Below are 19,053 nucleotides of genomic sequence, written 5' to 3'. Positions count from 1 at the left end.
TCCTGCGCTAGCGCCCCTTGGGCGGGCTGGCGACCGAACCGCGCAGCACCAGCCGGTGCGGCACCACGTGGTCGCTGGACACGCGCGCGTCGTCGCGCTTGCGGCGGATGCTGCGCAGCAGGATGTCGATGGCGGCGTCGGCCATCGAGGCGATCGGTTGGTGGATGGTGGTGAGTTCCGGCCAGACGGTGGTGGCGGCCGAGGTGTCGTCGAAGCCCACCACCGACAGGTCGCGCGGCACCTCCAGGCCGCGCCGGTGCGCGACCGAGATCGCCGCCGCGCCCATGTCGTCGTTGCTGGCGAAGATCGCGGTCGGTGGCCGCCGCTGCGACAGCAGTTTCTCGGCGGCGGCCAGGCCCGAGCGATAGGTGTAATCCCCCTGCTGGACCAGGCCGGGTTCGATCTTCAGCCCGGCCTCCTGCAGGGCGGTGACGAAGCCCTCGTAGCGCCGCGCGCTGGCGCTGAGATCCTGGCGGCCGCGGATGAAGCCGATGCGCCGGTGGCCCTGGCCGATCAGGTGTTCGGCCATCTCCTTGCCCGCGTGGAAGTCGTCGATGCGCACGCAGGAGATTGCGTCGCTGAGGCGCCCCGCGGCGATCGCGACCACCGGGATGCCGGCCTTGACCAATTCGGTCACCGCCGCCTGCGACTCGCACAACGGCGGCGGCAGGATCACGCCGTCCACGCGCCCGGCCAGGGCACGCGCGGCCTTGCGCTCGGCGTCGGCGTCCAGGTCTTCCCAGTAATGGATGACCAACTGGATGGCGGCGTTGGACGCCACGCGCAGCAAACCAACCAGCAGTTCGCGCAGGTAGGCGCCGCTGGGATTGGTGTAGATCAGGGCGATGCGCGTGTGCTGCGCGGCGGCCAGCGAACTGGCGGCCAGGTTGGGCGTGTAGCCCAGCTCGCGCACCGCGCGCATCACGCGCTCGCGCGTGGCGTCGCGCACCTTGCCCTGGTTGATCGCGCGCGAGACGGTCATCGGCGAGACGCCGGCCAGGGCCGCCACCTCGTCGATCGTCACCCCGCTGGTCTTGCGGCGGACCGCTTTCTTCGGCTTGTCCAAAACGCGTTCCCTTTCTTTTTGCTGACGCTGCCGCGCCGCGGGCACGCCCGCAGCTTACAAGGTTTGCTGGCGCTGCCTGGTGGGCATTCGCATGTCATTCGGTGTCACTGGATGGCGTGTGCTGCCATCGCGCTGATGGCCTGCGCGGGCGGCGTGCGTGCGGAGGACGGCGCTGCGCTGTGGATGCGTTACGTGCCGGCGCAAGGCGCTGCGCCCACGACAGACGCGCGCATGCGCCTGGATGAAGTGGTGGCGCCGGAGCAGAGCCCGACGCAGCGTGTGGCGCGCGACGAACTGGAGCGTGGCCTTAGCGGCCTGTTCGGACGCGCGCCGGCGATGCGGGCCGCGGCGACCGGCGACCACGCTGTGGTGCTGGGCACGCCACAGTCGTCGCCAGCGCTTGCGCCATTCCGCGAGGAGATCGCGGCGCTGGGCGAGGAGGGCTACCTGCTCAAGCGCACGCGTATCGACGGACACGCGGTGCTGCTGGTGGCGGCACCGCGTGACATCGGCGTGCTGTACGGGGTGTTCCATCTGCTGCGCCTGCTGCAGACCGGCGCATCGCTCGAAGCGCTCGCGGTGCGCGAGTCGCCACGGATCCAGTTGCGCGTGCTCGACCATTGGGACGACCTGGACGGCCATGTCGAGCGCGGTTATGCCGGCCGCTCGTTGTGGGACTGGCAGAGCCTGCCGGAGTGGCGCGACCCGCGCTACACCGACTACGCGCGCGCCAATGCTTCGGTCGGCATCAACGGCACGGTGTTGAACAACGTCAATGCCAACGCGCAGAGCCTGGCGCCGGCCTACCTCGCCAAGGCGGCGGCGCTGGCGGACGTGTTCCGGCCCTACGGCATCCGCGTGTACCTGAGCGCACGCTTCAGCGCGCCGATCGAACTGGGTGGGTTGAAGACCGCCGATCCGCACGACCCGGCCGTGCAGCGCTGGTGGCGCGACAAGGCCGCCGAGATCTACGCGCGCATTCCGGATTTCGGCGGCTTCCTGGTCAAGGCCAATTCCGAAGGACAGCCCGGCCCGCAGGACTACGGCCGCTCGCATGCCGACGGCGCCAACCTGCTGGCCGATGCGCTGGCGCCGCACGGCGGCGTGGTGATGTGGCGGGCCTTCGTCTATGCCCACGACGTGCCGGTGGATCGCGCCATGCAGGCGTACACCGAGTTCGTCGGCCTCGACGGTGCTTTCCGCCCGAACGTGATCGTGCAGGTCAAGAACGGGCCCATCGACTTCCAGCCGCGCGAGCCCTTGCATCCGCTGTTCGGCGCGATGCCGCGCACGCCGCTGATGCTGGAGGTGCAGATCACCAAGGAGTATCTGGGCTTCGCCACGCACCTGGTGTACCTGGGGCCGCTGTACGAGGAGGTACTGCAGTCCGACACCCGTGCCCGCGGCGCGGGCTCCACGGTGGCGGACGTGGTGGACGGAACGCTGGAGGGCCATGCCCTGACCGGCATCGCCGGCGTCGCCAACATCGGCAACGACCGCACCTGGAGCGGCTCGCACTTCGACCAGGCCAACTGGTACGCCTTCGGCCGCCTGGCCTGGAATCCGCACCAATCCGCCCGCGCCATCGCCGAGGACTGGGTGGCGATGACGTTCTCGCCGGCGCCGGAGGTGGTGCAGCCCATCGTGGGGATGATGATGGGCTCGCGCGAGGCAGCGGTGAACTACATGACCCCGCTGGGCCTGCACCACCTGATGGCGCGCGGCCACCACTACGGTCCCGGCCCGTGGGTGGACGGCGGCCCGCGCGCGGACTGGACGGCGGTGTACTACCACCGCGCCGATCGCGATGGCATCGGTTTCGACCGCACCGCGCGCGGCAGCAATGCGGTGAGCCAGTACGCACCGGACGTGGCGGCCGTATATGGCGATCCGGCGCGGGTGCCCGAGTCGCTGCTGCTGTGGTTCCACCACGTGCCGTGGGACCACCGCATGGCCTCCGGACGACCGTTGTGGGACGAACTGGTTGGGCGCTATACGCAAGGCGTGCGCCAGGTGCAGGCCATGCAGTCCACCTGGGACGGGCTGCGCGGCAAGGTGGATGCCGAGCGGCACGCGCAGGTGGCGGCGTTCCTGCGCATCCAGCTGCGCGAAGCGCAGTGGTGGCGCGATGCCAGCGTGGCGTATTTCCAGTCGGTGAGCGGACGGCCGTTGCCCGCGGGCGAAGCCGCGCCGCCGCATCCGTTGGCCTGGTACCAGGCGCTGCAGTTTCCTTCCGCACCGGGAGATGGACGATGAAGCCGACCACGTGGACGGGCTGGTTGCTGGCGGCGGCCTTGGGGTGCAGCGCCACGCCCTGCGTGGCGCAGGACGCGGCGACGCCGCTGTTGCATGCGCTGTTCCAGGATCACGCCGTGCTGCAGCGCGACCGGCCGATGCCGGTGTGGGGGAACGCCGCGCCGGGTGCCACGGTGTCGGTGACCTTCGCCCGGCAGTCGGTCAGCGCACGCGCCGATGCCGGCGGCCACTGGCGTGCCACGCTCAAGCCGGTCGCCGCGGGCGGTCCTTACGACATGACGGTGCGCGCGGGACAGGCGCGCCAGGTCGTGCGCGATGTGCTGGTGGGCGATGTGTGGCTGTGTTCCGGGCAGTCGAACATGGAGCTGCCGGTGTGGCGCGCGCTGGATGCGAGCCGCGAACTGGCCGCGGCCGCCCAGCCCAGCATCCGTCTGCTCACCGTGCCCAAGGCCGCGGCGGTCGCGCCGCAGGAGGCGTTCGCGGCTGCGGTCGCGTGGCAACCCGCGGCGCCGGACACGGTGCGCGAGTTTTCGGCCGCGTGCTTCTACTTCGCGCGGGAGCTGCAGAAGACGGTCAAGGTGCCGATGGGGCTGATCCAGTCGGCCTGGGGCGGTGCGCGGATCGAGGCCTGGACCAGCGCCGACGCCCTGCGTGCGCAGGGTGGCATGGATGCGGCGCTGGACGTGCTGGCGCTGTCTGCCACCGACCCTATCGCGGCGAGCGCGCGCTGGGGCCGGCACTGGCAGCAGTGGTGGACCACACGCGCCGGCGCCAGGCCGGGCGATATGCCATGGCAACCGGATGCTGACAGCACGGGGTGGCAGGACGCGCCGGAGGCGCTCGGCGCGTGGGAGCGCTGGGGCGTACCGGCGCTGGCCGACTACAACGGCATGGTCTGGTATCGCACGCAGGTCACCCTCACCGCCGCGCAGGCGGCGCAGGGCGCACGGCTGGTGCTGGGGCCGGTCGACGAAACCGACGTGACCTGGGTGAATGGCGTGGCCGTGGGCAGCCAGAACGCGCCGAGCGATCCACGCCGGTATGCGCTTGCGCCCGGCCTGTTGAAGGCCGGCACCAACACGGTGGTCGTCAACGTGCTGGATACCTACGGCGAAGGCGGACTGGCAGGCCCCGCCAGTGCGCATGCCGTGGAATTGGCCGACGGCACGCGCATCGTCCTGGATCGGCATTGGCAGTACCGCATTGCGCCCGATCCGCAGTCACCGCCGCTGGCGCCGTGGCATGCCGCCTCCGGCATGTCGACGCTGTACAACGGCATGATCGCGCCGCTGGGACGTTACGGGCTGCGCGGCATGCTGTGGTACCAGGGCGAATCCAACACCGGCGAGGGCGCGGCCTATGCGACGCGGCTGCGCGGCTTGCGCGACGACTGGCGCCGGCAGTTCGGCGCAAAGATGCCGCTGCTGGTGGTGCAGCTCGCCGGCTACGGCCTGCCGCCGCAGGCCCCGGTGGAGAGCGGCTGGGCGCAGGTGCGCGAGGCGCAGCGCCGCGTGGCCGCGGAAGACCCGTACAGCGGCCTCGCAGTGGCCATCGACATCGGTGATGCCTACGACATCCATCCGCCGAACAAACAGGAACTGGGACGGCGCCTGGCACAGGTGGCGCGCCACGTGGTCTATGGCGAACACGCACTGGCACCATCCGGTCCGATCCCGCGCACGGCGTCGCGCGCGCAGGGCGCGGTGCGGATCGCGTTCGACGATGTCGCCGGCCGCCTGGTCACGACCGGCGCCAACGGCCCCATCGGCTTCGAACTCTGCGACGCGCAGGCGCAGCGCTGTACTTATGCCGACGCCGCGCTGGACGGGCGCGACGTGGTGCTGCGCAGCCCGCAGGCCGCCTCCGCCATGCGCGTGCGCTACTGCTGGGCCGATGGCCCGGTCTGCACGTTGCGCGACAGTGCCGGCGCGCCGGCGGGGCCGTTCGAACTGCCACTTTCTGCAGAGGTTCCCTGATGCGTGCGCTGATCGCCATGGCCGTCCTGCTGCTGTCCGCGGCGTTGCAGCCGCTGTGGGCCGCGCCCGCACCGCCGGTCTATTTCGACTGGTTCGACTACGCCGGGCGCGATGCGGCCTTCGCGGCGCCGTTGCCGGCCGGGCATTACCGCAACCCGATCCTGGCCGGTTTCCACGCCGACCCGAGCATTGTTCGCGCGAACGGGCGGTTCTATCTGGTCAATTCCAGCTTCACCTACTTCCCGGGCATTCCGGTGTTCGAGAGCGTCGACCTGGTGCACTGGACGCAGATCGGCAACGTGATCGAGCGGCCGGAGCAACTGGAGTTCGATGGCCTGAGCGTGTCGCGCGGCATCTTCGCGCCGGCCATTTCCTATCACGACGGGGTGTTCTACGTGGTCACCACCACCGTGGACAGCGGCGGCAACTTCATCGCCACCGCGCGCGATCCCGCAGGCCCCTGGTCGGACCCGCACTGGCTGCCGGGCATCGGTGGCATCGATCCATCGCTGTTCTTCGATGCCGACGGCCGTGTCTACCTGCTCAATAACGATGCGCCGCCCGGCCCGCCGCGCTACGAGGGCCACCGCGCGATCTGGATGCAGCAGCTCGACCTGGCGAGCTTCACCCCGGTGGGGCCGCGCAAGGTGTTGATCGACGGCGGCGTGGAGCCGGCAAAGAATCCGATCTGGATCGAGGGGCCGCATCTGTATCGACGCGACGGCTGGTACTACCTGTCCGACGCCGAGGGCGGAACCGGGCCGCAGCACTCGCAGGTGGTGCTGCGCAGCCGCGAGGTCTGGGGGCCTTACCAGCCGTATGCGGGCAATCCCATCCTCACCCAGCGTGACCTGCCCGACGCTCGGCCGCTGCCGATCGCCAATGCCGGGCATGCGGACCTGGTGGAAGGGCTGGACGGTTCCTGGTGGGCGGTGTTCCTGGCCAGCCGCACCTACGACGTGCGCCACTACAACACCGGCCGCGAGACCTACCTGCTGCCGGTGCAGTGGCGCGACGGCTGGCCGGTGATCCTGCCCGCCGGGCAGGCCATCCCGTATGCGGTCAAGGCCCCGTCGTGGATGCAGGGTGAGGCGTCGCAGGCGCCGTCCACCGGCAACTTCGCCGAGCGCGACGACTTCGACGCACCGACACTTGGTCGCGGCTGGTTGCGCGTGCGCATGCCCAGGCAGGACTGGGCGGACCTGCGCACGCGTCCGGGCAGCCTGGCCGTGCATCCGCTGCCGGAGAACCTGGACACTTTGCGCAACCCCGCGTTCCTGGGGCGCCGCCAGCAACACCTGCGGTTCGAGGCCAGCACCGCAATGACGCGCCCCGAAGCGGGCGTGGCGGCCGGGCTGGCGGCGTTCCAGAACGAGGACTGGTGGTACTTCCTCGGCGTGCGCAGTCTCGGCCGCGATCGCGTGGTGGTGTTTCTCGAAGCGCGCGCGGGCAAGGGCGCGACCAGGACCGTTGCCAGCCGCGAAGTGGACGCGTCCACGTCGCTGCGTCTGAAGATCGCCGGCGACGCCGGCACGTATGCGTTCGCGTTCGACGCCGGCACGGGGCAGGGTTGGCAGACCCTCGCCGACGACGTCGACGGAACCGTGTTGAGTACGGATCATGCAGGCGGCTTCGTGGGCGCCCTGCTCGGTCCTTTTGCGCGCGACGAGCGCGCCCCCAGGAGCAAACGATGATGACGCGCAGGTCTTCCTTTCGCAGCGGTGTTCGTGGCCACCTGTTCCGCACGTTGGCCCTGTGCGCCGCCACCGCGCTGGCCGGCGTGGGCCATGCCGCCGACGCCGTCGACGCCAAGCCGTGGCAGGACACCTCGGCCAGCTTCGAGGCCCGGGCGGCGGCGCTGGTCGCGCAGATGACCCTGGAGGAGAAAGCGGCGCAGATGCAGAACGCCGCGCCGGCGATCGAGCGCCTGGGCGTGCCGGCCTACGACTGGTGGAACGAGGCGCTGCATGGCGTGGCGCGGGCCGGGCAGGCCACCGTGTTTCCGCAGGCCATCGGGCTGGCCGCCACCTTCGACGTGCCCTTGATGGGGCAGGTGGCCACCACCATCAGCGACGAGGCGCGCGCCAAGCACCACCAGTTCCTGCGCGAGGGCGCGCATGGCCGCTACCAGGGGCTGACCTTCTGGTCGCCGAACATCAACATCTTCCGCGACCCGCGCTGGGGCCGCGGCCAGGAAACCTACGGCGAGGATCCCTACCTCACCGCGCGCATGGGCGTGGCCTTCGTGCAGGGATTGCAGGGCGACGATCCGGTGTACCGCAAGCTCGACGCCACCGCCAAGCATTTCGCCGTGCACAGCGGCCCGGAGGCCGACCGCCACCACTTCGACGCGCGCCCCAGCAAGCGCGACCTCTACGACACCTACCTGCCGGCGTTCGAGGCGCTGGTGAAGGAGGGCAAGGTGGATGCGGTGATGGGCGCCTACAACCGGGTGTACGGCGAGTCCGCCAGCGCCAGCCAGTTCCTGCTGCGCGACGTGTTGCGCCGCGACTGGGGCTTCACCGGCTACGTGGTGTCGGACTGCTGGGCCATCGTCGATATCTGGAAGCATCACCATCTGGCGCCCAGTCGCGAGGCCGCCGCGGCGCTGGCGGTCAAGAACGGCACCGAACTGGAGTGCGGCCAGGAATACGCCACGCTGCCGGCGGCGGTACGCCAGGGGCTGATCGGCGAAGCGGAGATCGACGATGCGGTGACGCGCCTGTTCACCGCGCGCATGCGGCTTGGCATGTTCGACCCACCCGAGCGCGTGCGCTGGGCGCGGATTCCGGCGTCGGTGAACCAGGTGCCCGCGCACGACGCGCTGGCCCTGCAGGCCGCGCAGGAATCGCTGGTGCTGCTGAAGAACGATGGCGTGCTGCCGCTCTCGCGCACGCTCAAGCGCATCGCCGTGGTCGGCCCGACCGCCGACGACACCATGGCCTTGCTCGGCAACTACTTCGGCACGCCGGCGGCGCCGGTGACGATCCTGCAGGGCATCCGCGACGCGGCCAAGGGCATCGAGGTGCGCTATGCGCGCGGCGTGGATCTGGTCGAAGGGCGTGACGATCCGGGCGCCACGCCGCTGATCGAGCCGACGTATCTGCGGCCCTCGGCAGACTCGCCGGAACGCGGCCTGCGCGGCGAATACTTCCGCACGCCCGATCTGTCGGGAACGCCGGCGTTGGTCCGCACCGACGCGCAGATCGGCTTCCGCTGGGACCGCGGCTCGCCGACCGACAACCTGCTGGCCCGCGGCGAAGCGGGGCCGGGGCAGGGCATTCCCAACGATCATTTCAGCATCCGCTGGAGTGGTCAGCTGCTGCCGCCGGTCTCGGGCCGCTACCGGATCGAGGCGGCGGCCGACGACGGCTTCCGCCTCTATCTGGACGGCAAACTGGTGCTGGATCACTGGACCGACAGCGACCGCATGCGCGCCGACGGCGTGGACCTGGAGCTGCAGGCGGGCCGCGCCTATGCGGTGAAGCTGGAGTACTACGACGCCGAGCGCGACGCGGGCGTGCGCCTGGGCTGGCGCATGCCCGGGGCGAAGCCGCCGTTCGACGAGGCACTGGATGCCGCGCGCAACGCCGATGTGGTGGTGTTCGTCGGCGGCCTGACCGGCGACGTCGAGGGCGAAGAGATGAAGGTGGACTACCCGGGCTTCGCTGGCGGCGACCGCACCGACCTGCGCCTGCCGGCGCCGCAGCGCGCCCTGCTGGAAGCGCTGCACGCCACCGGCAAGCCGGTGGTGATGGTGCTGACCGGCGGCTCGGCGCTGGCGGTGGACTGGGCGCAGGCGCATCTGCCGGCGATCCTGATGAGCTGGTATCCGGGGCAGCGCGGCGGCACCGCGGTGGGCCAGGCACTGTTCGGCGAGGTCAATCCCGCCGGTCGCCTGCCGGTCACGTTCTACCGGGCGGACCAGGCGCTGCCCGCCTTCGACGACTACGCGATGGAAGGCCGCACCTACCGCTACTTCCGCGGCACGCCGCTGTATCCGTTCGGCCACGGGCTGTCATACACGCGCTTCGACTACGGCAAGCTGCACCTGGATGCGCCGCGCATCGCCGACGACGGCCGCCTCAAGCTGCAGGTGGAGGTGGCCAACACCGGCAAGCGCGCCGGCGACGAAGTCGCGCAGCTGTACGTGCGACGGCTGGCGGCCGCGCCGGGCGATGCGCAGCAAACGCTGCGCGGCTTCCAGCGTGTGCACCTCGCCCCGGGCGAGCGACGGACCCTGACGTTCGAATTGGACGCACAGCAGGCGCTGCGGCAGTACGACGACGCGCGCGGCGCGTATGTCGTGCCGGCGGGGCGCTACGAAGTGCGGATCGGCGGCTCCAGCGCCGATGCCCGCGTGCGTGCCGGCTTCACCGTGGAGGCGCGCCGTGACTGAGGCCCGCAGTGCGGAGACCGCCGCGCACACGCTGTCGGTGCGCGAGAAGCTGGGCTACAGCCTGGGCGACCTGGCGGCGAACCTGATCTTCCAGACGCTGATCACCTACCTGGCCTTCTTCTACACCGATGTGTACCGGTTGCCGGCGGCCACGGCGGCGACGATCATCTTCGTGATCGGCCTGCTCGGCGCGTTCGTGTTCACCCCGCTGATCGGCATCGCCGCCGACCGTACGGCCACGCGCTGGGGCAAGTTCCGGCCGTGGATCCTGTGGACGGCGATTCCGTTCGGCGTGCTGTCGCTGCTCGCCTTCAGCACCCCGGACCTGGGCGCGCGCGGCAAGGTGCTGTACGCGCTGACCACCTATGGCCTGCTGATGCTGGTGTATGCGGCCAACAACCTGCCGTACTCGGCGCTCAGCGGCGTGCTCACCGGCAACATGACCCAGCGCAACAGCCTGTCGGCCTACCGCTTCGTGGCGGTGATGATTGCGCAGTTCATCATCCAGGTGCTGCTGCTGCCGCTGGTGCTGATCCTGGGCGACGGCGACAACGTGCGCGGCTTCGAGCGCCTGATGACGGTGTTCGCGGTGGTGGGCACGCTGTTCTTCCTGATCACCTTCGCCACCACCCGCGAGCGCATCGTGCCGGCCAAGGAACAGAGCGCCGGCGTGCTGCAGGACCTGACCGACCTGCTGCACAACCGGCCGTGGAAGGTGATGCTGGCGCTGACAGTGCTGGTCTTCGTCAACCTGGCGCTGAAGGGCGGCACCTACATCTACTACTTCCAGTATTACCTCAGCGGGGCCGCGCTGGCGGGCTTCCTCGATGCCTCCGGTTTCAACGGCTTCATCGGCGGGCTGAACGCGCTGCTCGGCGGATGGGGCCTGTCCGGCTTCACCTGGCCGCAGGATCCGGCGACCTCGGCGTTCAGCCTGTTCAATGCCTGCGGCATCCTGTGCATGATCCTGGGCATCGGTTTCTCCCGGCGCCTGGCCGACCGCTTCGGCAAGCGCGATGCCTTCGGCGGCGCGTTGCTGGTTTCCACCCTGTTCCTGCTGGTGTTCTATGTCCTGCCGCCCACCGCGATCGGCGTGGCCTTCGGCGCCTTCATGCTGCACGGTTTCTGCTACGGCATCACCATCCCCTTGCTGTGGGCGATGATCGCCGACGTCGCCGACTACTCCGAGTGGAAGAACCATCGCCGCGCCACCGCGATCATCTTCTCGGCGATGCTGTGCGGACTGAAGATCGGGCTCAGCATCGGCGGCGCGCTGGTCGCCGGCATCCTCGCGCACCACGGCTACCAGGCGGGCGCGCCGCAGCAGCCGCAGGCCGTGGTGGACGGCATCCGCCTGACCGTGAGCGTCTACAGCGCCCTCCCGTTCCTGCTCGCGGTGGCGCTTTTGTTCTTCTACAGGATCGACAAACGCATGGAACGTCGCATCGAACACGAGCTGCAGGCACGTCGGCAGGACAGCGACGTGCGCGACCTCAGCGACCTCGGCCACCTCGCGACGCATGCCATCGCGCAACCGCTGGTGACCCACATCTACACGGCCGATCCATCGGCACACGTGTTCGAGGGGCGCCTGTACATCTATCCGTCGCACGACATCGACAGCGGCGCGCCGTTCGACGACGAGGGCGGGCACTTCGGCATGGAGGACTACCACGTGCTGTGCATGGACACGCCCGACGGTGCGGCCACCGATTGCGGCGTGGCCCTGCACGTGCGCGACGTGCCCTGGGCCAGCCGGCAGATGTGGGCGCCGGACGCGGCCCATCGTGACGGCCGCTATTACCTGTATTTCCCGGCCAAGGACGTGCAGGATCTGTTCCGCATCGGCGTGGCGGTAGCCGATCGCCCGGAAGGCCCGTTCGTCGCCGCGCCCGAGCCGATCGCCGGCACCTACTCGATCGACCCGGCCGTGTTCGAGGACGACGACGGCACGCACTATCTGTGCTTCGGCGGTATCTGGGGTGGGCAGTTGCAGAAATATCGCGACGGCCGCTTCGATGCGGCGCACGCCGAGCCTGTCGGCGACGAACCGGCGCTGGGGCCGCGGATCGCCCGGCTGGACCCCGGCATGACGCAGCTGGCGGAGCGCACACGCGAAATCGTCATCCTCGACGAACACGGCCAGCCGTTGTGCGCCGACGACCACGCGCGCCGCTTCTTCGAGGGACCGTGGCTGCACAAGGACCAGGGCCGCTACTACCTGTCCTACTCCACCGGCAACACGCACCTGCTGTGCTACGCCATCGGCGACAACCCGTATGGACCGTTCACCTATCGCGGCGTGCTGCTCAAGCCGGTGGTGGGCTGGACCACGCACCACTCCATCTGCAGGTTTGAAGGCCGGTGGTACCTGTTCTATCACGATGCCCTGTTGTCCGGCGGCGTGACCCACCTACGCTCGGTCAAGTGCACGCCGCTGCACATCGAGCCTGATGGCAGCATTCGCACTGTCGATCCGTATGGTGGTTGAAAGGCCGCTATCCAGGGACTGCACAGGGCTGGCCGTGGCAAGGCGGTCGCCCCGTCCCTTGTAGGAGCGGCTTCAGCCGCGACAGGCCTTCCCGGTAACTGAAGCCGCTCCTACGAGTGCATTGTCGATCGTGATTGGAGACCTGCTCCAGTCACGGGCGGAAGCTGGAGAATCGGCCTTCGTGTCCGCCAGTGCAGCCAGGCGCCGCTCTTCGCCGTATGGCGCAGCGCGCCTGGCGCCACGCACGACACAGCGCCATCCCTACACCGACCGCGGCAACAGCTCCAACCCCTGGATCTCGCGAATCCCCAGCCCCGGCGCCTCGCCGATGCGAATCTGTGCCTCGTCGAACTGCACCCCGCCCACCACCGGATCGAACGCCCCCAGCGACGGGCCGTCCAGGTCCACCTTGGTGATGACGTCCGCGCGCGCCACCGCCAGGTGCGCCGCCGCGGCCACACCGATGCTCGATTCGAGCATGCAGCCGATCATGCACGGCACCCCGTACACCGCGGCGATGTCGGCGATGCGCAGCGCGTTGAACAGGCCGCCGGCCTTGATCAGCTTGATGTTGACGATGTCCGCCGCGCGCCGCTGCAGCAGCGCGATGGCCTGCGCCGGCGAGAACACGCTCTCGTCGGCCATCACCGGGGTCTGCACGCGCTCGGTCACGTACTGCAGGCCATCGACGTCGCCGGCCTTGACCGGCTGCTCCAGCAGTTCCAGCGTCACCCCGGCGCGCTCCAGCGCATGCATCGCCTGCACCGCCTGCTTCGGCGTCCAGCCCTGGTTGGCGTCCAGCCGCAGCTGCGCGCGGCCGGCGACCGCGGCGTGGATCGCCTTGACCCGTGCGATGTCCTCGGCCAGATCGGTGCCGATCTTGATCTTCAGTGCCACGAAACCGCGCGCCAGCGCCGACAGTGCGTCGGCCACCATCGTGTCCACGGCATTCACGCTGATGGTGAGGTCGGTGGTCAGGTGCGGGGTGCCACCGCCGAGCAGGCGGTACAGCGGCGCATCATGCAGCTGCGCCCACAGGTCGTGCACGGCGACCTCCAGCGCCGCCTTGGCGCTGTTGTTGTGTTCCAGCGCGCCCTGGATCAGGCCGCGCAGGCGCTGCAGGTCGGCGATGTCCTCGCCGATCAGGCGCGGCGCCAGGCAGCGTTCGATCGCCGCGATGATCGATCCATGGGTGTCGCCGGTGATCGGCGGGGTCGCCGGTGCGCTGCCATGGCCGATCCGGCCGTCGTCGGTGTGGACCATGACCACCACGTCCTCGATCGCCTGCACGGCGCGCAGCGCGGTCTTGAACGGGGTCTTCAGCGGCACGCGCAGCATGCCCAGGCGGATCTCGGTGATCTTCATTCGGCGGTCGGCGCGCGCAGGCGCTGGATGCGGGTGATGCGGTCGATGAAGGGCGTGCCGTCGCCGAGCAGCAGCGGTTCCAGCGGCGTCACCGACACGCCGTTGAGGCGCACGCGCTGCAATCGGCCAGCGGCGTCGCGGTAGCTGGCGCCGGCCACGTCGTGGATCACCCAGGTCTGACCATTCTCGTGACCGATCACCAGCATCACGTGACCGGGGATGTACACCAGGTCGCCCACGCGCAGTTGCGCCAATGCCTGCCGCCGCTGCGGCAGCGGGTCAGTGGCGGTGTAGGGCACCGATGTCAGGGCGGGGCTGCGCGCCTGATCGCCGGTGTTGCGCGGCAGCTCGATGCCGAGGCTGCGATGCAGATCGACGACGAAGCCGCTGCAGTCGCGCGCGTCGTAACTGTTGCCCCAGCCATAGCGCTCGCCGAGGAACTTGAACGCCTGCTGCAGCAGCATCTGCGGCGTGGCCGGCAGCGGCGCCTCGGCGACGTCGGCGCCGCGCGGCACCAGGGCGGGCGCCAGTTGCAGCCGTCCGTCGCGGTCGCGCAGCGGCAACTGCACCACGTAGGCGGCCAGTGGCGACTGGCCGTTGACACTGTTCTGTGGCGGCCAGCCGCGCAGCAGCGGCAGCGCGCTGCCCATGTCCAGCACCACCTGCGAGGCCGCCGGCAGTTCCGGGGTGAACACGGTGGCCGCGCGTGCGCCGGTGACCAGCAGCCGTGGCGTGCGCTGCGCGTAGGCGAGCACGCTGGCGCGGTCGCCCTCGGCCACGCGGTCGCGGGCGATCCACGCGGCGTAGTTGTTCGCCAGCACGAACAGCCACTGGCCATCGGCGCTGGCGTGCAGGATCGCCACCGCGCTGCCCGGATACAGCGCCGATTCCTGGAAGCGGTCGATGTCGCGATCGTCGCGGTCGCTGAACACGCGCTCGGCGGTGGGAAAACGCCGCAGGTCGGCGCGTTGCACCACCAGCGCGTAACGCGGCTGCACCTGCGCCAGCAGCGCCTCCAGCGCCAGCGCGTGCTGCAGCGCCTGCAGGCGCGCGGCGTCGAGGACGGCGCCCTGGGTGTCGTAGAGCGTGCGCGTCGGCGGCGCCGACAGCGCCAGAATCTGCGCGCGCACCTGCGCGGCGGGCAGTTGCGTCGGCAGTGCGGCCAGGTCGTGCATCGACGCATCGTCGCGCAGCAGCCGGGCGTTGAACGCGGCGCGCTGCGTCGCCTGCAGTAGTGGCGGCGACGCCGCCGGCAGCCGTGCGATCCAGTGTTCGGCCTGCAACTGCGCCGGCGGTGCCTGCAGCGGCATGGCGTCGGTGGCGCGTGCTGATGCGATGCCGCCGCTCGCCGCTACGGCGAGCAACAGGCACAGGCCGCGCATCGTGATCATGGCATCCCGCTGTCTGGAAAGAAGGCCGGCGCATGCGTCGCGCCGACGCCAGGATCTTCGAGTCCCGGTTTTTTTCTGTCAAGGCACTGCGTTGACAGGTTTTGCGAGCGCGTGTTACACCCGACTGCACAGGGGAAGCGTGGCGATGGCGCTGGGGAACGTGCAGGCAGCGCACGGCAGCGCCGCGTCCGCTCGGCAAGATGCAGGACCCGCAACACGATGGCCGCGTGCCGTGCACGCGCCATCGCCATGTGCGTGGACGCCAGGGACAGGCGCTCGTCGGTAGCCGCGCCCGCGGCGTTCGCGCCATCCACCCGCGCCATGCAGGAGAGCCGCGTGCCCATGCGAATCGTCCGTCGTCCTTTTCCCTTGCGGTCCGTGCGCGTGGCGCTGGCCGCGCTGACGACGCTGGCCGCGGCCTCGCCAGCGGCGGCCTTGGGGCAGGAACAGGTGGCGACGCCGCGCGATCTCGATGCGGTACTGGTCACCGGCTCGCGCATCGCCCGCGCGCAGGTGGAAGGTCCGGCGCCGGTCACCGTCATCACCGCCGAGGACATCCGCAAGCAGGGCTTCGCCACGGTGTGGGAATCGCTGGGCACGCTGACCCAGTTCAGCGGTAGCACCTTCAACGAGAGCGACCAGACCGGCAGTTCGCCCAACGGCCAGTACCTCAACCTGCGCGGGCTGGGGCCGGGCTACCAGCTGATCCTGCTCAACGGCAAGCGCATGGCCGACTATCCGCAGCCCTACGGCGCCAACGGTACCGCGGTCAGCCTGGGCAGCATTCCGGCGGCGGCGGTGGAGCGCATCGAAGTGATGAGCGGTGGCGCCTCGGCCATCTACGGCTCCGACGCGGTCGCCGGCGTGGTCAACATCATCACCAAGCGCGATTTTCAGGGCGACAGCCTGCGCGTGCGCGCCGGCACCACCACCCGTGGCGGCGGCGATACCGGGCAACTGCAGTGGAGCGGCGGGCGCCGCGGCGACGGCTGGAGTGTCACCTACGCCTTCGAACGGCTGGACCGCGAACCCATCGTGGCGCGCCAGCGCAGCTTCATGGATTCCTACGACGACCATCCGGCCAACAAGGCCGACCCCAGCTCGCCCAACGTGTCGATCTCCGGCGTGTACCTGCGCCAAGGCAACACCTATCTGTGGCCGCAGGCGGGCGCGCTGTCGACCTCGCCGCAGGCGCTGGCCGCGGCCTGCGCCGCGACCAATCCGGCGTTCCGTCCCTACCGCACCAGCGACAGCCTTGCCGCGCCCAACCGCTGCGGCGCCTTCGACTACTACGCCGGGCGCTCGGTGCAGAACGGCTATGGCAAGACCTCGGCCTACCTGGCCGGCGATGCCGAGCTCGGCCACGACGTGGTCGCCTATGCGCAACTGCTGGCCAACCGCTCGCAGGACAAGAGCTCCAGCCAGACCCACTACTACATCGGCGAAGGCGCGTTCACCGCCTACGATCCGGACCTGGGGCTGGTCACCGCGCAGCGCATCTTCCTGCCGGACGAGGTGGGCGGGATCAAGACCATCGACTACGACGAGCGCAGCTGGAACCTCAACGCCGGCGTGCGCGGCAAGGCCTTCGGTGGGCGCTTCGACTGGGATGCCAGCGTGTCGCTGTCGCGCTACGACATCACCACGCGGCGCCCGCGCTTCCTCACCAATGCGGTGCGCGATTACTACTTCGGGCCTGTGCTGGGCTATCGGCCGGACGGCACCGAAATCCGCCGCGTGCGCCCGGACCGGCTGTTCGCGCCCGGCAGCCCGGCGCTGTACCAGCAGCTCACCACCGAAGTGGTCAGCCGCGGCGAATCGGCCACCGACCAGGCTCAGTTCGTGGTCAGCGGCGACCTGTTCGAACTGCCGGCGGGCATGGTGCAGATCGCCACCGTGCTCGAAGCCGCCCGGCAGACCTACGACCTGCAGCCCGATCCGCGCACCACGGTCGGCTACACCGGCAGCGAGCGCATCTACAACCTCACCCAGACCCCCGGTGGCGGCCCGCGCAAGCGCTACGCGGCCGGCCTGGAGCTGCGCGTGCCGATCGCCAGCCGGCTCAGCGCCACCCTGGCCGCGCGCTACGACGCCTACGACGACATCACCGCGGTCGATGGCGCGGCGACCTGGCAGGCCGGCCTGGAGTGGCGCCCGTTCGACACCCTGCTGCTGCGCGGCAGCCATGCCACCAGCTTCCGCGCGCCGGACCTGCTGTGGATCTACGCTGGCACCAGCGCCAACAACCCCACCGTGGTCGACGAATACCTGTGCCGCCGCGACGGCCTGGATCCGTTGTCGGCGGCCTGCGCGAGCGCGCACGAGTACCAGACCTTCTCCACCCAGGCCTCCAATCCGCTGCTGCGCGAGGAGACCGGCAAGTCGACCACGCTCGGCGCGGTGTGGGACGCGCTGCCGGCGCTGTCGCTGAGCGTCGATTACTACCGCATCGAACTCAAGGGCCGGGTCGAGGCCATTTCCAGCGAAACCCTGCTGGAAAACAACGCCAACTGCCTGCTCGGCCGCGACCGTGCCGGCGCCGCGGTGGACACCGCCTCGGCGGCCTGCCGCTTCTACCTGGACGCGGTCACGCGCAGCCCCGGCACCGACCTGACCAGCGAAGGCCAGATCACCGCGTTCAAGACTTTCCCGATCAACCAGTCGCTGATGCGCACCGACGGCATCGACGCCAGCCTGCGCTACGACCTAGACCTCGGCGCCTGGGGCACGCTCGGCCTGCAGGGCGGGCTGACCCGGGTGCTGCGGATGGAGGTGGCGCAGTTCGCCGGCGCGCAGCCGGTGGACGTGATGAACGACGTCGACTACCTGGCGTTCCGCACGCGCAGCAACTGGCGTGCGAACTGGAGCCGCGGCGACTGGTCGGCCAGCGTGTACGGCTACCGCTACGGCTCGCGCCCCGACTACGCCGAACGCGGCCGCGTGGCGCCCTACCTGGTGTGGAACCTCGACCTCGCCAAGCAGATCACCGACAAGGCCACCATCGGCCTGAGCGTGCTCAACGTGTTCGACGCGCTGCACCCGCGCGACGACACCTACACCACCTGGCCGTACTTCCCGCGGGTGTACAGCGCGATCGGGCGGCAGTGGGCCGTCAACTTCAACTACCGCTTCTGAGCGCGCGGCGGTGAGCGCCGACGTGCGCCTGCACGCTCCCGCCGCACCGATTGCGTACGCTTGTGCGTCCCCGACCAGGATGTGTCCATGACCCGCGTTCCCGTGCCATCCCTGTCCGCCGTGCGCCGGCTGCTGTTGCTGGGCACGCTGGCGCTGCTCGGGGCCTGCGCGCACGCGCCGCAGCGCAATCCGCTGGCCACCTGGGTGCCGTCGCCGAACTACGACGCGCGCCGACCGATCCTGATCGTCATCCACTACACCGACCAGCACTCGGTGCAGCAGAGCCTGGACACGCTGCGCTCGCACAACAGCAAGGGCAAAGTCAGCGCGCACTACCTGATCGGCCGCGACGGCACACGCTACCAACTGGTCGCCGACCAGGACCGCGCCTGGCACGGCGGCGCCGGACGCTGGGGCACCATCACCGACATCAACTCCGCCTCGATTGGCATCGAACTGGACAACGACGGCAAGACCCCGTTCGCGCAGGAACAGATCGCCAGCCTGCTGGTCCTGCTCGAGGACCTGTGCACGCGCCTGCGCATCCCGCGCACCCAGGTGGTCGGGCACGAGGACTTCGCGCCCTCGCGCAAGGTCGACCCGGGCCCTCTGTTCCCGTGGAAGCGACTGGCCGAGGCCGGCTTCGGCCGTTGGCCGGCCGCCGACACGCCGCCGGCGCCGCCCGGCTTCGATCCGTGGCAGGCGCTGGCGCTGATCGGCTATCCAGTGGACGACCGCGCCGCGACCCTGCGTGCCTTCCACCACCACTACCGCGGCAACGACGCCACCGACTTCGACGCCGAAGACCTGCGTATCCTGTACGCGCTGACCCAGCCGCTGCTGGCGCGGCCGCAGCCGGTCCCGGCGATGGAGCCGGACGCGTCCTGAGCCGGCGCGCTGCGGCGCCAGCGTCGGTCTTGGCTGCGTGCACGCCTGTCACTTGGCGCCGCCGCGGTTCTTGGTAGCATCGCGCG

10 protein-coding genes and 1 pseudogene are annotated in these 19,053 nt (G+C 70.2%); 8 read left to right on the top strand and 3 right to left on the bottom strand.

Annotated features, from left to right (window positions below; genetic code table 11):
- Nucleotides 1–7: 7 nt before the first annotated feature.
- Nucleotides 8–1,066, bottom strand: coding sequence for a LacI family DNA-binding transcriptional regulator (locus RAB71_RS19200; RefSeq protein ID WP_010340177.1), 1,059 nt, complete (start codon nt 1,064–1,066; stop codon nt 8–10).
- 111 nt (nt 1,067–1,177) lie between these two features.
- On the opposite strand from RAB71_RS19200, the gene RAB71_RS19195 reads away from it, so the two are divergent.
- From RAB71_RS19195 to RAB71_RS19170, 6 genes and pseudogenes are all read left to right on the top strand, one after another.
- Complete coding sequence (locus tag RAB71_RS19195) at nt 1,178–3,322, top strand: alpha-glucuronidase family glycosyl hydrolase (protein WP_010340176.1); 2,145 nt, start codon at nt 1,178–1,180, stop codon at nt 3,320–3,322.
- The gene (locus RAB71_RS19190; RefSeq protein ID WP_010340175.1) at nt 3,319–5,298 is read left to right on the top strand and encodes a sialate O-acetylesterase; all 1,980 of its coding nucleotides are present in this window, start codon (nt 3,319–3,321) and stop codon (nt 5,296–5,298) included. Before RAB71_RS19195 ends, RAB71_RS19190 begins: the two co-directional genes overlap by 4 nt.
- A complete protein-coding gene (locus RAB71_RS19185; protein ID WP_010340174.1) occupies nt 5,298–6,992 on the top strand; it encodes a glycoside hydrolase family 43 protein in 1,695 nt (564 codons plus the stop codon). The genes RAB71_RS19190 and RAB71_RS19185 overlap by 1 nt, the downstream gene beginning before the upstream one ends.
- 53 nt (nt 6,993–7,045) lie before the next feature.
- Nucleotides 7,046–9,697, top strand: a complete 2,652-nt coding sequence (locus RAB71_RS19180) for a glycoside hydrolase family 3 protein (protein WP_010340173.1) — start codon at nt 7,046–7,048, stop codon at nt 9,695–9,697.
- Nucleotides 9,690–11,180: pseudogene (locus RAB71_RS19175) on the top strand (MFS transporter); the annotation flags it as partial. The gene RAB71_RS19180 and the pseudogene RAB71_RS19175, both read left to right, overlap by 8 nt.
- The gene (locus tag RAB71_RS19170; RefSeq protein ID WP_316685634.1) at nt 11,181–12,188 is read left to right on the top strand and encodes a glycoside hydrolase family 43 protein; all 1,008 of its coding nucleotides are present in this window, start codon (nt 11,181–11,183) and stop codon (nt 12,186–12,188) included. It abuts the pseudogene before it with no gap.
- A gap of 261 nt (nt 12,189–12,449) precedes the next feature.
- Here the strand turns inward: RAB71_RS19170 and RAB71_RS19165 are convergent, their stop codons facing one another.
- Complete coding sequence (locus RAB71_RS19165; RefSeq protein ID WP_010340171.1) at nt 12,450–13,553, bottom strand: dipeptide epimerase; 1,104 nt, start codon at nt 13,551–13,553, stop codon at nt 12,450–12,452.
- Nucleotides 13,550–14,944, bottom strand: coding sequence for an SH3 domain-containing protein (locus tag RAB71_RS19160; RefSeq protein ID WP_041499784.1), 1,395 nt, complete (start codon nt 14,942–14,944; stop codon nt 13,550–13,552). Before RAB71_RS19160 ends, RAB71_RS19165 begins: the two co-directional genes overlap by 4 nt.
- A gap of 342 nt (nt 14,945–15,286) precedes the next feature.
- Here RAB71_RS19160 and RAB71_RS19155 point away from each other — a divergent pair, with 342 nt between their 5' ends.
- Together RAB71_RS19155 and RAB71_RS19150 are read left to right on the top strand one after the other, a co-directional pair.
- The gene (locus RAB71_RS19155) at nt 15,287–18,079 is read left to right on the top strand and encodes a TonB-dependent siderophore receptor (RefSeq protein WP_087943442.1); all 2,793 of its coding nucleotides are present in this window, start codon (nt 15,287–15,289) and stop codon (nt 18,077–18,079) included.
- An 87-nt stretch (nt 18,080–18,166) separates the two neighbouring features.
- A complete protein-coding gene (locus RAB71_RS19150; protein ID WP_010340168.1) occupies nt 18,167–18,967 on the top strand; it encodes an N-acetylmuramoyl-L-alanine amidase in 801 nt (266 codons plus the stop codon).
- The last annotated feature ends 86 nt before the right edge of the window (nt 18,968–19,053 follow it).

The sequence above is a fragment of the Xanthomonas sacchari genome, assembly GCF_040529065.1.
Classification (GTDB): domain Bacteria; phylum Pseudomonadota; class Gammaproteobacteria; order Xanthomonadales; family Xanthomonadaceae; genus Xanthomonas_A; species Xanthomonas_A sacchari.
The sequence above is the reverse complement of the archived record's forward strand: the minus strand, read 5'-3'. Positions and strand labels throughout refer to the sequence as shown.